The sequence below is a fragment of the Streptomyces sp. NPDC007929 genome, assembly GCF_042959065.1.
Classification (GTDB): Bacteria; Actinomycetota; Actinomycetes; order Streptomycetales; family Streptomycetaceae; genus Streptomyces.
Map to the genome: position 1 here is coordinate 41,418 of NZ_JBIBKD010000006.1, position 12,751 is coordinate 54,168.

13 protein-coding genes are annotated in these 12,751 nt (G+C 70.8%); 6 read left to right on the forward strand and 7 right to left on the reverse strand.

Annotated elements, in window-relative coordinates:
• Positions 1–111: 111 nt before the first annotated feature.
• The gene (locus ACFZDE_RS20840) at positions 112–1,146 is read left to right on the forward strand and encodes a cellulase family glycosylhydrolase (protein ID WP_391201526.1); all 1,035 of its coding nucleotides are present in this window, start codon (positions 112–114) and stop codon (positions 1,144–1,146) included.
• Positions 1,147–1,212: 66 nt separating this feature from the next.
• On the opposite strand, the gene ACFZDE_RS20845 is transcribed toward ACFZDE_RS20840, so the two are convergent.
• From ACFZDE_RS20845 to ACFZDE_RS20875, 7 genes are all read right to left on the reverse strand, one after another.
• On the reverse strand, positions 1,213–3,255 hold the full coding sequence (locus tag ACFZDE_RS20845) for a pectinesterase family protein (RefSeq protein ID WP_391201529.1): 2,043 nt from the start codon (positions 3,253–3,255) through the stop codon (positions 1,213–1,215).
• A 150-nt stretch (positions 3,256–3,405) separates the two neighbouring features.
• A complete protein-coding gene (locus tag ACFZDE_RS20850) occupies positions 3,406–4,869 on the reverse strand; it encodes an ATP-binding protein (RefSeq protein WP_391201531.1) in 1,464 nt (487 codons plus the stop codon).
• Positions 4,866–5,603, reverse strand: coding sequence for a response regulator (locus tag ACFZDE_RS20855; RefSeq protein WP_391000346.1), 738 nt, complete (start codon positions 5,601–5,603; stop codon positions 4,866–4,868). Before ACFZDE_RS20855 ends, ACFZDE_RS20850 begins: the two co-directional genes overlap by 4 nt.
• A 90-nt stretch (positions 5,604–5,693) precedes the next feature.
• Positions 5,694–5,882, reverse strand: coding sequence for a hypothetical protein (locus tag ACFZDE_RS20860; protein ID WP_391201534.1), 189 nt, complete (start codon positions 5,880–5,882; stop codon positions 5,694–5,696).
• 39 nt (positions 5,883–5,921) lie between these two features.
• On the reverse strand, positions 5,922–6,938 hold the full coding sequence (locus ACFZDE_RS20865; protein ID WP_391201537.1) for a trypsin-like peptidase domain-containing protein: 1,017 nt from the start codon (positions 6,936–6,938) through the stop codon (positions 5,922–5,924).
• 110 nt (positions 6,939–7,048) lie between these two features.
• Entirely contained in the window at positions 7,049–8,071 is a 1,023-nt protein-coding gene (locus tag ACFZDE_RS20870) for a substrate-binding domain-containing protein (protein ID WP_391000355.1), read from the reverse strand.
• A gap of 128 nt (positions 8,072–8,199) precedes the next feature.
• Positions 8,200–8,988 carry a winged helix-turn-helix domain-containing protein gene (locus ACFZDE_RS20875; RefSeq protein ID WP_391000358.1) on the reverse strand — a complete coding sequence of 263 codons (789 nt, stop codon included), beginning with the start codon at positions 8,986–8,988 and terminating at the stop codon, positions 8,200–8,202.
• 176 nt (positions 8,989–9,164) lie between these two features.
• Between ACFZDE_RS20875 and ACFZDE_RS20880 the strand changes: the two genes are divergently transcribed.
• The 5 genes from ACFZDE_RS20880 to ACFZDE_RS20900 all read left to right on the forward strand — a co-directional run bounded on the left by ACFZDE_RS20880 (position 9,165) and on the right by ACFZDE_RS20900 (position 12,646).
• Positions 9,165–10,016 (forward strand): alpha/beta fold hydrolase, encoded by an 852-nt coding sequence (locus tag ACFZDE_RS20880; protein WP_391201540.1) that lies wholly within the window; start codon positions 9,165–9,167, stop codon positions 10,014–10,016.
• A 38-nt stretch (positions 10,017–10,054) separates the two neighbouring features.
• Positions 10,055–10,309 (forward strand): MoaD/ThiS family protein, encoded by a 255-nt coding sequence (locus ACFZDE_RS20885; RefSeq protein WP_391000363.1) that lies wholly within the window; start codon positions 10,055–10,057, stop codon positions 10,307–10,309.
• 3 nt (positions 10,310–10,312) lie between these two features.
• Positions 10,313–11,470 (forward strand): hypothetical protein, encoded by a 1,158-nt coding sequence (locus tag ACFZDE_RS20890; protein WP_391201543.1) that lies wholly within the window; start codon positions 10,313–10,315, stop codon positions 11,468–11,470.
• A 154-nt stretch (positions 11,471–11,624) separates the two neighbouring features.
• Entirely contained in the window at positions 11,625–12,362 is a 738-nt protein-coding gene (locus ACFZDE_RS20895) for an LmeA family phospholipid-binding protein (RefSeq protein ID WP_391000369.1), read from the forward strand.
• Positions 12,363–12,565: 203 nt separating this feature from the next.
• The gene (locus ACFZDE_RS20900; protein ID WP_350310325.1) at positions 12,566–12,646 is read left to right on the forward strand and encodes a putative leader peptide; all 81 of its coding nucleotides are present in this window, start codon (positions 12,566–12,568) and stop codon (positions 12,644–12,646) included.
• Positions 12,647–12,751: the final 105 nt, after the last annotated feature.

Here is a 12,751-nt window from a genome sequence, read left to right on the forward strand (position 1 = left end):
CTTTGTGTTCTGATGTGTTGACCTCTGTTCGAGTCTCCTTCTAGTTTCGTGCTCCCATGAGCGGTCCGTCCGCGGGCCGCTCACCTTCGCACCTGCTCAGAAGGGGATGTCGTGTCTCAGAGGAACCATCGCGGGACAGCTTGCGTGGGGGCGCTGCTGGCCTGCGTCACGGCATTCGGTGGAGCCCTCGCCTCCCCCGCCGCCGCCGCACCCGCCCACCGTCCCGCAACCCCGCCGCCGGTCAGCGACTTCAAGGGCGTCAACTGGGCCGACCCGCGCGACAACTACGCCCATGACGCGGTCGTCCCCTCGGGCCTGTCCACGTCGGACAGCTACGCCACCACCTACGCCAAGTCCAAGGCGATCATCGGCGGATTCTCCGGGCTGGGCGCCAACACCGTCCGCCTGCCGGTCAACCCGACCTCCGTCAACGGCCCCTTCTGGAAGTCGTACCGGGGCGCGATCGACGCCGCCACCGCCAAGGGCTTCAAGGTCATCCTGGGCTACTGGGAGGCCGACGACGCCAAGGACGGCAGGATCGACGACCAGGCCTCCTGGGACCGGATGTGGAAGCGGATCACCACCGCCTACTCCCACAACTCCCGCGTGTACTTCGAGCCGATGAACGAACCGTTCGGCTACACCGCCCAGGAGTGGACGGACGTCGCCGCGAAGTGGGTGAACACCTACCGCACGGTGCCGCGCGACCGCGTCCTGATCGGCGGCTACAAGTACAGCGAGGACGTCAAGCCGGTCTGCGCCGACCCGCGCCTGAAGGGCACCCGCCTCGCCCTGCACAACTACGGCTTCTGGCACACCGACTGGACCAGCGTCGACCAGTGGAAGGCCGACTTCAAGAGCCGTATCGGGGACTGCGCCTCGCGCACGATCCTCGACGAGTTCGGCGCCTCCATGACCACCGGCCTGGACTACAACGGCCCGGTGGGCACCTCCAACGAGATCGCGTACATCCAGGCCGCGACCGACACGATCCGGGAACTGGGCCTGGGCTCGGTCTACTGGCCCGGCCTGCGCAGCGGTGACACCTACTCCCTCACCACGCTGCACGGCACGGGCACCCGGCTCAGCCTGACGGTGAACAACCAGAGCGGTCTGGACCGGCTGCACCACGCCTGGAAGCAGTAGCGACAGCGGGGATGGTGGCCCTTCCGGGCCCGGCGCCGCTCGTCAGCCGGACCCGGAAGGGAGTCTTCAGGACGCCGAAGGCGTCCAGCCCGCGAGCCAGTCCGCGACCTCCTGGTTCGCGGCCTGCGCGTCGGTCAGATGCGGCCGATTCGAGCTCGCCGGGCCCGCCCCGGCGCCGTAGTTGCCGTACTCGGCGAACCGGTCGTCCTTCCAGGAGAAATCGCCCATGTTGGTCCACGGGGCCGACTTGATCGCGTTGCTCAGGTTGGTGTTGCGGACCGTGGCCTGCGGATCGAGGGACGCGTCTCCACCCGCGTGCCAGGGCCGGCCGAGGTAGAAGGTCCCGGCCGAGACGTCACCGTTCACCGTGGAGTTGGCGATCAGGAACCCCTTGCGGTTCGCGGCGGTGCTCGGCGCGGCGATGTACCCGCCCGAGCTGCCGTCCCAGCGCTTCTTCAGCGTGATGACGGACTTGTCGACGACGGCCGTGGCCCGGCCGAAGATGAAGTCGACGTTGCCGATGACGTAGGAGTTGGCGACGTAGACCCGGCCCAGCCGGTCCTTCGACGCGGTGTCGAGCAGCAGGGTGTCCTGGTCACCGGTGACGATGATCCCGTCCAGGAACACCTTGTCGGCGGCGGTCCGCAGCGCGACGGCCTGCTGGTCCTTGATGTGCCGGTTGGCCTTCTCGTCGAAGTCGTTGGAGATGGTCAGGTTGCGCGCCTGGAAGTCGTCGGCCTCGACGGCGACGGTGGCGCTGCCGCCCGTGCCGTACGTGCCGCCGCCGGGCTTCGGCGTACCGGAGGCGTTGTTGTAGACGATCGTGGTGTCCTTACGGCTGCCGCCGGTGCCCTGGATGGTGACGTGCGGCTTGTTGGACGGCACCTTCACCAGTTCCCGGTACGTCCCCGGCTTCACGGCGATCACCACGCGCGAGGGGTTGTTCGCCGGGACGGCGTTCACCGCGGCCTGCACGGTCCGGTACTGGCCGCTGCCGTCCTGGGCGACCGTGAGGGTGGTGGCCGCGGCGGCCCTGGTGGAGGCGGACGTCGTACCGAGGGAGGCGCGGGGCCCGGCACCGGCCTTGAGCACGGAGGGCAGATCGGTGGCCTTGTCGAGGGTGTAGGAGTAGTACGCCTTGGGATCGAAGGCGCTCCCGCCGCTCTCGTTGCGCCCGCTGGTGCCGGAGAACACGTTGCCGCGCTGGACGACGGAGGCGCCGCTGTCCTTGATGACGGGATTCTTGACGCCCTGGAAGAGGGAGTTCTCCAGGACCATCTTCGTGCCGCCGCGCGAGTAGTTCCCGTACGACGACTTGATGGTGGTGCCCGGGGCGTCCTCCAGGAAGTTGTTGTAGAGGTGCGCGTGGGCGGCGTTGTCCGTGGAGGGGTTGCGCTGCTCGGTCTCGCGGATCCAGTTGTGGTGGATCGTGATGTCGGTCTTGACGTTCTCGGTCCAGCCGATGCCGAAGGTCTTGTTGTTGTCGCTCAGCTTGTTCCAGGAGACGGTGACGTTCGTCGAGTCCTTGCGGACGTCGATGAGCCCGTCGGCCATGTGCCGCAGGTCGTTGTGGTCGATCCAGACGTGGTGGGCGCCGTCCATCTGGATCGCGTCGAAGTCATGGTCCTTGTCGTTCCAGACGCCCTGGTAGGCGTCCCGGATGGTCAGGTTCCTGATGATGACGTTATGAACCCCCTGGCCGAGGAAGAACCCGCCGCCGACGATGTGACCGGCGGTTCCCTGACCCACGATGGTCTTGTCGGACCGCACCTTGATCTCTTTGCCGACCGGGTTCATGGCGATGGTCCCGGCGACGACGATGACGTACGGCTGACTCGCGGTGGCGTACTTCTCCAACTCGGCCTGCGTCTTCACGGTCACGACCTGGCCGTCACGCCCGCCGTACGTCCCGTTCTGCCCGAGGGAGTTGACGGAGGCGAACCCGTCGGCGGTGTCGCCGACCCAGCCGGGGGCGGCGGCGGAGGCCTGCTGGAAGTCGGTGCCGTAGGTGAAGACACCCGCGGCGGTCAGGGCCAGGGGGACCCCGACCGCGAGGGCGGTGCGGCTTCTGCGGCGACGGTGCGGGGCGGTGCTGCGCGGCTCACTCATACGGCGATCCGTTCCGTGTGGGGGAATGACCACCGACCAGTCGCCACCCCGCACGGAAAGGTTGCCGGGCATCTGCCCTACTTCACCCGCCAGGCTCGTCGGTGTCCCCGGGACCATCGGGTGTCAGTCCAGGACTGCGACTGACGTCGGTCACGGCAAAGGCACCTCGGGCGGCGGCGCAGCCGCCCCCGGCAGTCGTACCGTCGCCACCGTGCCGCCGTCCTCCGCCGGGGACAAGGAGACCTCGCCCCCGCCCTGCTGCACCGTACGCGCCACGATCGACAGGCCCAGGCCCGAGCCGGGGAGCGACCGTGCGGTCGGGGAGCGCCAGAAGCGGTCGAAGACGTGGGGGAGTTCGTCGGCGGGGATGCCCGGTCCGTGGTCGCGGACCGTGAGGACACCGTCGACCAGGCGGACCTCGATCGTGCCGTTCTCCGGGCTGAACTTCACCGCGTTGTCCAGGATGTTGACCACCGCCCGTTCCAGAGCGGAGGGTTCCGCGCGGACGTACCAGGGCTCGATGTCCGCCATGATCGTCAGCTCCGGCCCCCGCAGCCGGGCCCGCCGCAGCGCCGACTCGACCGTGTCCTGCCACGCCACGATCTGCGTCCGGTCCGCGTGCTGGCCGGTGTCGGGGCGGGACAGTTCCTGGAGGTCGCCGATGAGCGCGGCCAGTTCCGTCATCTGCGCCTTCACCGAGGCGAGCAGCGCCTTGCGGTCGGCCTCCGGGATCGGGCGGCCCGTCTCTTCGCTGCGGGTGAGGAGTTCGATGTTGGTGCGGAGGGAGGTGAGGGGGGTGCGCAGTTCGTGGCCGGCGTCCGCGATCAGCTGCTGTTGCAGCTCCTGGGAGCTGGCCAGCGCCGACGTCATCGAGTTGAAGGACCGGGAAAGCCGGGCGATCTCGTCCTCGCTGTCGTCCGCCACGGGGATGCGGATGTGCAGATCCTCCGTACGGGCCACGTGCTCGACGGCCTCGGTCAGCTCGTCGACGGGACGCAGCCCCGCCCGGGCGACGGCCAGACCGGCGGCCCCGGCGCCGAGCACGCCCACGCCGGAGACGAGAAGGAGGATCAGGGCCAGCTCGTTGAGCGTGGACTGGGTTCCCTTCAGCGGCAGGGCGACCACGAGGGAGTAGTCCGCGGCCACCCCCTGCGTCAGGGGCCCGTCCTTGATGACGACCGCCGTGGCCAGGACGCGCAGCCTGTTGCCGTCGTTGTCCGTGCCGTCGCGGATCCGGCCCTGGTCGGGGACGGGGTTCTTGGCCACGTCCTTGTCCTCGCCGCGGACCTCCACCTGGGCCGTGGAACTCGGGAAGAGGCACACCTTGCCGTCGGCCCGGACCAGCTGCCCGTAGCTCTTGGGCCGCGTCCCCATGCCCAGCGCGTCGGACGGCGTCTGGCGGCAGTTGTCCGTGAGGTTCTGGAAGTCGTCCGAGCGCATCGTCCCGATCGACGACCTCAGATCGTTGTCGATCTCGTCGTACAGCTTCCCCTGCACGATGAACCAGCACGTCACCGACACCGCCGCCACCGCGAACGCCACCGCCGCCGCCACCAGCAGCGCCAGCCGGGAGCGGATCGGCAGCGACCGGAACCGGCGTACGAGCCTCGTCACTCCGCGCCGCCCTGCCGCAGCACATAGCCGACACCCCTGACCGTGTGGACCAGGCGCGGCTCGCCCCCGGCCTCGGTCTTGCGCCGCAGGTACATCACGTACACGTCCAGGGAGTTCGACGACGGCTCGAAGTCGAAGCCCCAGACCGCCTTGAGGATCTGCTCCCGCGTGAGGACCTGGCGCGGGTGTGCCATGAACATCTCCAGGAGGGTGAACTCCGTGCGGGTCAGCTCCACTTGGCGCCCGCCCCGGGTCACCTCCCGGGTCGCGAGATCCATGCGCAGGTCGGCGAAGGTCAGCGCGTCCTCGTCGGCCGGGCCTGCCGCGCCCATCGCGGCGGCGTAGGAGCTGCGGCGCAGCAGGGCGCGGATACGGGCGAAGAGTTCGTCCAGCTCGAAGGGTTTGACCAGGTAGTCGTCGGCGCCCGCGTCGAGGCCGGTGACCCGGTCGCCGACGGTGTCGCGGGCCGTGAGCATCAGGATCGGCGTGGTGTCGCCGGTGGCGCGGATGCGGCGCGCCGCCGTCAGGCCGTCCATGCGCGGCATCTGGATGTCGAGGACGACCAGGTCGGGCCGGTAGGCCGCCGCCTTCTCGAGCGCGTCGGCACCGTCGACGGCGACCTCGGTCCCGTACCCCTCGAACGCGAGGCTGCGCTGGAGTGCTTCGCGTACGGCCGGCTCGTCGTCGACGATCAGGATGCGCTGCGGGTCACGGTCGCCGTCTGCGGGGCTCATGGGTCGGGGGTCCTCGGGGGTGAAGGGGGACGGGGGTGCTGCTCTGACGGTCTCAGCGTCGCACGTCGGCGGGCGGTGCCGGGAGGAGCGTCAGCCGCGCGGCGCCCGGCGGCGCCGGGCCTTCGCGGACCGGCCCGTCCGCCGGGTTGTCGTGCCCGGTGCCGGCGCCACCTCCGGCGCCCGGCCCGCCGGAGCGTGCAGCTCGTGCGCCACCGCCAGGGCCAGCCCGACTCCTGCCGGGTCCCCGCCCGGTTCCGCGTGTGCGATCTGCTGGATCATCGCCGTACTCCTCGCTCGGTGGAACGCGTTCGGTGGAACTCAGTCCGTCGACCCCGCCCGCAGCTTCGCGAGGTCGGCCTTGACGGTGTTGATCGGGATGGCGAAGCCCAGGCCGACGCTGCCCGCGTCGGAGGACGAGGAGGCCTGGCTCGTCGGCGAGTACATCGCGGAGTTGATCCCGATGATGTTGCCGTTCATGTCGATCAGCGCGCCGCCGGAGTTGCCCGGGTTGAGGGACGCGTCGGTCTGGAGCGCCTTGTACGTCGTCGTGTCGGAGCCGGTGTCGCCGTTGAACTGGCGCCCGCCGAACTCGAACGGCCACTCGTCGCCCTGGCCCTGGCCCTGCCCCCACTGCTGGCCCTGGCCCTGGTCCCCCTCGGTGGGGACGGTGACGTCACGGTCGAGGGCCGAGATGATGCCGCTGGTGACGGTGCCGGTCAGCCCCTCGGGGGAACCGATGGCCACGACCTGGTCGCCGACCTGGATCCCGTCCGAGTCGCCGAGGGTGGCCGCCTTCAGGCCGGAGGCGTTCTCCAGCTTGATCAGCGCCAGGTCCTTCTTGCTGTCGGTGCCGACGACCTTCGCGGTGTACGACTTGCCGTCGCTGGTCGTCACCTTGACCTCGGCGGCACCGGCGATGACGTGGTTGTTGGTGATGATCTCGCCGCCACTGGTGATGATCACTCCGGAGCCGGTGGAGGACCCGGCGTTGGAGGTGGCGTTGACCTCGACGATGCTCGGGCTGACCGCCTTCGCGACGCCGGCCGTAGTGCCCTTCTGGCTGGAGGGGACCACGTTGGTGCTGGTGGAGCTGGAGGCGACGGTGTCGTTGCCGGTCAGCTCCTGGATGCCGTAGGCGGTGCCGCCGCCTATCGCCGCCGCCACGATCGCCACGGCGGCGATCAGGGCCAGGGGGCCACGGCCGCGCTTCTTCGGTTGCGGAGCGTGCGCCGGGGCGTACGCCGGCGGGGGCGGCCACTCGGGGTTCACCGGGGCCTGCTGCTGACCCTCGTAAGGGTTCTGGTACTCGCCACTGCGGTGGAAGCTCTCGGTCATGGAACAGAGCTTGTCGCCCGACCATGAGAGCTTCCTGAGGGCTCCCTGAGAAGCCCGACAGAACCTCGTATGCCCGATATAAAGAGGCCCGCCGCCTCAACCGCCGGAGGCTATCCGCAGCCGCAGGAGCTCCGGGTCACCAGCCGCGACGGGAACACCTTCAGCCGCTCCCGCCGGGCCCCCGCGACCCGCAGCCCGTCGTCGAGGACGAGGTCCACCGCCGCCCGGGCCATCGCGGGGCGGTCGGAGGCGACCGTCGTGAGGGGCGGGTCCGTGAGCGCCGCCTCCTTGATGTCGTCGAAGCCGACCACCGCCAGCTCGCCGGGGACGTCGATGCGCAGTTCGCGCGCCGCGCGCAGCAGGCCGATCGCCTGGTCGTCGGTGGAGCAGAAGATCGCCGGCGGGCGCTCGGGGCCGGAGAGGATCTTCAGCGCGGCCTGGTAGGCGTCGTAGCGGTTGTACAGGGCCTCGAAGAGGCGGCCCTCCGTGGAGATCCCGGCCTCGTCCATCGCGCGGCGCCAGCCCTCGACGTGGTCGGAGACCGGGTCGCCGACCGCGGGGGTCTCGGCTATGCCGCCCATACAGGCGACGTACTCGTGGCCGTGCTCCAGCAGGTGCCGGACGGCGAGCTCGGCGCCGCCCAGGTCGTCGGTGGTGACGGCGACGTCGTCGATGGCCTCGGGCCGCTCGTGCAGCAGCACGACCCGGGCGTCCCAGGCCTCGATCTCGGCGGCGGCGAGGTCGTTGAGCGCGTGGCTGACGAGGATGAGTCCGGAAACCCGCATCCCCAGGAAGGCGCGCAGGTAGTGGACCTCGCGTTCGCCGACGTAGTCGGTGTTGCCGACGAGGACCATCTTTCCGCGCTCGGAGGCGGCCTGCTCGACCGCGTGCGCCATCTCCCCGAAGAAGGGCTGGCGGGCGTCCGGGATGATCAGGCCTATGAGGTCCGTGCGCCGGGACGCCATGGCCTGGGCCACCCGGTCGGGCCGGTACCCCAGTTCCTTGATCGCGGCGAGGACACGCTCGCGCGTGGCCGGGGCGACCGGCCGGGGTCCGTTGTTGATGACATAGCTGACCACGGCAGTGGAAGTCCCTGCCAGCCGCGCCACATCATCCCGAGTCACCTTGGCCACGCGCGGAGTCTACGCGGATATACCGGCTCTGGGCAGGGCGTAAAGGAGGTTCCGTACGATATGCCAACCGCCGTCCGGGCTACCCCGTGCGGGAAGCGATGCCCAGGTCGGCGGCGCAATACGCCTCTTTACGCCTTCGCGCGGGCCTCGGCCGCGTCCAGGGCGGCCGACTTGTCCGCGCTGTCCGGCTTTGCCTTGGCTGCCTTGGCCTTGGCCTCCTCGGCGGCGCGCTCCATCTTCTCCGGCTTCTCCGGCGTAACGAATCGATAACCGACGTTCCGGACGGTGCCGATCAGCGACTCGTGCTCGGGGCCGAGCTTGGCGCGCAGCCGCCGTACGTGCACGTCGACCGTGCGCGTACCGCCGAAGTAGTCGTAGCCCCAGACCTCCTGGAGCAGCTGGGCGCGGGTGAAGACGCGGCCGGGGTGCTGCGCGAGGTACTTCAGGAGCTCGAACTCCTTGAAGGTGAGGTCCAGGACGCGGCCCTTGAGCTTGGCCGAGTAGGTCGCCTCGTCGACCGACAGGTCGCCGTTGCGGATCTCCATGGGGGAGTCGTCGCTGACGATCTGCTGCCGTCCCATGGCCAGCCGCAGCCGGGCCTCGACCTCGGCGGGGCCGGCGGTGTCGAGCAGGACGTCGTCGATGCCCCAGTCGGCGGTGACGGCGGCGAGGCCGCCCTCGGTGACGACGAGGACGAGCGGGCAGCCGGGCCCGGTGGAGCGCAGCAGCTGACAGAGGCTGCGGACCTGCGGCAGATCGCGGCGGCCGTCGACGAGGATGACGTCGGCGCCGGGGGTGTCGACGAGGGCGGGGCCCTCGGCGGGGGCCACACGCACGTTGTGCAGGAGCAGGCCGAGGGCGGGGAGCACCTCCGTCGACGGCTGGAGGGCGTTGGTCAGGAGCAGCAGAGAACTCATACGTCTGGTTCCTCCTCGGTCCCTGCGAGGACGCTTGTTGGTACAGCACCGCTCTGTCTGCGATCCCGAAGGCCCCGTACACCTGCGGTTTCCCGCGTCGTATACAACGCTTCCGAAAGCACAAAAGGACCCGGGGGCTTCGCTGCCCGAGTCCTCTGCCCAGCAGAATAGCCCACATGAGCTCTCGTCCGGCAGGTCATGTGGCGCGTTCCACCGATCGTCCACACTCCGAGACGCCCGTGGGAACGCCGCTGCGGAGGCCGTCGCGGACGTTTCTGCGTACGGCCGACGGGGTGACGATCGACGCCCTGTACGACCCCGGTACCGCGGTGCGCGACGCCCCGCGGACGCCTTCCGGACACCCCGTGTTCGTCGTCGCCCACGGCTTCACCGGGGCCGTGGACCGGCCACACGTACGAAGGGTGGCGGAGGCCTTCGCGCGTTACGGGGCGGTCGTCACCTTCTCCTTCCGGGGGCACGGCGCCTCCGGCGGGCGCTCCACGGTCGGGGACCGGGAGGTGCTCGACCTGGCGGCGGCGGTGCGGTGGGCACGGGAGCTGGGGCACGCGCGCGTGGGGACGGTCGGGTTCTCGATGGGCGGTTCGGTGGTGCTGCGGCACGCGGCACTGCACCCCCGGGAGAGCGACGCGGTGGTCTCGGTCAGCGCCCCGGCCCGCTGGTACTACCGGGGCACCGCCCCGATGCGGCGGCTGCACTGGATGGTGACGCGGCCGGAGGGGCGGATCGTCGGCCGCTACGGCTTCGGGACGCGCATCCACCACCGGGACTGGGACCCGGTCCCGCTCTCCCCGGTCCAGGCGGTGCCGAGGATCGCCCCCACCCCGCTGCTGATCGTGCACGGCGACGCCGACGGCTACTTCCCCGTCGACCACCCCCGGATGCTGGCCGCTGCCGCCGGTGACCAGGGGGAACTGTGGCTGGAGCCGGGGATGGGGCATGCCGAGCACGCGGCCGGCGACGAGCTGCTGGACCGGATCGGGGCGTGGGTGGCGGGCCGGGCGGGCTAGCCTGACGGGGTTCACAGCCGAATTCATTGAGGAAGCAGATGCCAAAGGTCACGGTGCGCTACTGGGCCGCCGCCAAGGCCGCGGCCGGGGTGGCCGAGGAGCCGTACGAGGCGGCCACCCTCGCCGAGGCGCTCGACGCGGTGCGCGAGCGGCACGCCGGCGAGCTCGAGCGCGTCCTGCGCCGGTGCTCGTTCCTGGTGGACGGCGACCCCGTGGGCACCCGCGGACATGAGACGGTACGGCTGGCCGACGGCGGCACGGTCGAGGTGCTCCCGCCGTTCGCAGGAGGATGAGCGATGACCGACCAGCCGAACCAGGCGAACCAGCAGCATCGGCAAAACCCGCCGTACGACCCCTACGGGCAGCAGCCGCAGGCGTGGCCCGGGCAGGGGTACCAGGGGTACGACGACCCGCACGACCCGCATGCCGCGCAGCAGTACACGCAGCAGTGGCAGGGGCAGACCTGGGAGACGCGGAACCACCGGACGGTGTCCGCGCAGGCGCAGGCGCCGGATCCGGAGACGGCGATCCTGACACCGCAGTCGCCTCAGCCTCAGCCGCCACAGCCACAGCCGCACCAACCGCACCAGGCTCACCAGTCCCCGCAGCCACCGGCGCCGCAGGGGCACGCTGCCCCGGTGGGAACTGACGCCGACGCCTCCGCGCCCGGCTACGGCCCCGCCACCGTCGGCGGGAACGCGCGCGTCACCGACGCGCAGCGGGCCCGCGCCGAGGGGCGGTCCCCGATCATCGAGCCCGGCATGCAGCCGGCCGCGCTGACGGCGCTGCTCGGACTGCTGCTGGCCGGTGCCGCGGCGGTCGGTACGTACGCGCTGCTCGTGCCGCTGGTGATCCTCCAGGCCGTCACCGCGGCGGGCTGGTTCCGGCTGAACGGCATGTGGCCGGCCCGGCAGGGCATCGCGCTGGGCTTCGCTGGCGCGCTGGCCGCGGACGCCGCGCTGCTGGTCTCGGACCGCTCGCCGGCGGCGATCCTCGGCACCATCGGGGTGTGGGTGCTGCTCGCGCTGGTCCTGCAACTGCGGTCGCACGCCGACCCGGACGAGCGGATGTACGGCCTGATGGCGACGGTCGCGGCGTCGGCGCTGGCGATCGTGGCCGGCGGGTACCTCGCGGCCGCCTCGGACGCGGTCACGGTGGGTGCGGTGGCCGTCGCGGTCGCCGTCCTGGCCCGTGCCCTGCCGCTGCCGACCCCGGTCTCGGTGGTGGTGTCGCTGCTCGCCGCGGCGGGTGCGGGCATCGCGATGGGCTCGGTGACGGACTTCGGTACGTCGGGTGCCGTTCTCGGCGCGGGCGCCGCCGTCTGCGCCCTGATCGGCCACCGGGTCGCGAGCTACGACTACCCGTCCCGTTTCGTCCACTTCACGGCGGGCGTGGCCCTGCCGCTGGCCGCCGCGGCCCCGGTGGTCTACGTCCTGGGCCGGGCGCTGGCGTAGCCGGGGCACAGGCCGGGGCACCGCGCCCCGGCCCTGTCACAGATGATCAACAATCCCGCGGTCCCCCTTCCCCGCGGGGTTACTCTCACGCAAGGGACGGCCACCCGGTCGTCGGGCACCGCCGTCTAAGCCGACTGGGTGGGGGACACACCGCATGCGCGCACTGCGAATACTGCTGATCTTCGTCGTGATCCTGGGCGGGCTCTTCGTGATCGCCGACCGCCTCGCGGTCAACTTCGCCGAGGACGAGGCCGCCGACCGGCTGAAGACGACGGAGAACCTGTCAGCGACGCCGGACGTGTCGATCAAGGGCTTCCCGTTCCTCACCCAGGTCGCCGGCGGTTCCCTGGACGACGTCGAGATCGGCATCAAGGACTACGAGGCCGCCGCGGGCAACGGCGGCCAGAAGATCCGTATCGACGACCTCCAGGCCGACATGAAGGGCGTCGAGTTCTCCGGCGACTACAGCTCCGCCACCGCCGCCACCGCCACCGGCACCGCGACCATCGCCTACGACGAGCTGCTGAAGACGGCGAAGTCCGAGCCCACCCAGGTCGCCCCGGGCGTCACAGCCAACGTCGTCGGCCTCTCCGACGGCGGCAACGGCAAGATCAAGGTCACCGTCGAGGCCACGGTGCTCGGCACCAAGCTCCCGGAGCCGGTCTCGGTGCTCAGCTCGGTGAAGGTGGACAACGGCACCGTCCGTGTGCACGCCGACGGCCTGCCCAAGTTCGGCGGCGTCGACATCGCCGAGAACCGCGTCCGGGCGATCACCGACTTCCAGCAGAAGATCGACGGTCTGCCCGGCGGCATCGAGCTGGACACCGTCCAGGCCGCCCCGGACGGTGTCGAGATCACGGTGAAGGGTTCCGGCGTCCGGCTGGCCGGGTAGGCAGTCGCTGGACGCATCCGACCTGCGCTGTCCGGTGGGCGAGACAGTGATGTCCGCAGCGTAGATGTGACGAGGGATACGGTCGGCCGGATCCCGTGCGGCGAACGGCCCGGGGGCCTCCTGATCCCATATGGCGGATCATCCCGTCTCAGTATGCGACACACCGGTGACACGCCCGCCCGACCGTCCCTACGATCGAGGCCATGAAGCGACAGGCGGATCTCACGAAGCGGCGGGCAGTAGACCTGTGCCGCGTCGCCGCCATGCTCTGTCGCACCTTCTGAGCGATCGCGTCGGCAGTCGCGCCGGCGCGCGCATCCCCGCAGCCCCGCATCACGGGCACCCGTGCGCCGCCCTGCCTCAAGGGCGCGCCCTTGAGACCTCGCACG

Bases quoted from the DNA above. Each gene is read 5' to 3' on its own strand.
- ACFZDE_RS20845 (WP_391201529.1), bottom strand. From the start codon at position 3,255: ATGAGTGAGCCGCGCAGCACCGCCCCGCACCGTCGCCGCAGAAGCCGC.
- ACFZDE_RS20855 (WP_391000346.1), bottom strand. From the start codon at position 5,603: ATGAGCCCCGCAGACGGCGACCGTGACCCGCAGCGCATCCTGATCGTC.
- ACFZDE_RS20860 (WP_391201534.1), bottom strand. From the start codon at position 5,882: ATGATCCAGCAGATCGCACACGCGGAACCGGGCGGGGACCCGGCAGGA.
- ACFZDE_RS20865 (WP_391201537.1), bottom strand. From the start codon at position 6,938: ATGACCGAGAGCTTCCACCGCAGTGGCGAGTACCAGAACCCTTACGAG.
- ACFZDE_RS20875 (WP_391000358.1), bottom strand. From the start codon at position 8,988: ATGAGTTCTCTGCTGCTCCTGACCAACGCCCTCCAGCCGTCGACGGAG.
- ACFZDE_RS20880 (WP_391201540.1), top strand. From the start codon at position 9,165: ATGAGCTCTCGTCCGGCAGGTCATGTGGCGCGTTCCACCGATCGTCCA.
- ACFZDE_RS20885 (WP_391000363.1), top strand. From the start codon at position 10,055: ATGCCAAAGGTCACGGTGCGCTACTGGGCCGCCGCCAAGGCCGCGGCC.
- ACFZDE_RS20890 (WP_391201543.1), top strand. From the start codon at position 10,313: ATGACCGACCAGCCGAACCAGGCGAACCAGCAGCATCGGCAAAACCCG.
- ACFZDE_RS20895 (WP_391000369.1), top strand. From the start codon at position 11,625: ATGCGCGCACTGCGAATACTGCTGATCTTCGTCGTGATCCTGGGCGGG.
- ACFZDE_RS20900 (WP_350310325.1), top strand. From the start codon at position 12,566: ATGAAGCGACAGGCGGATCTCACGAAGCGGCGGGCAGTAGACCTGTGC.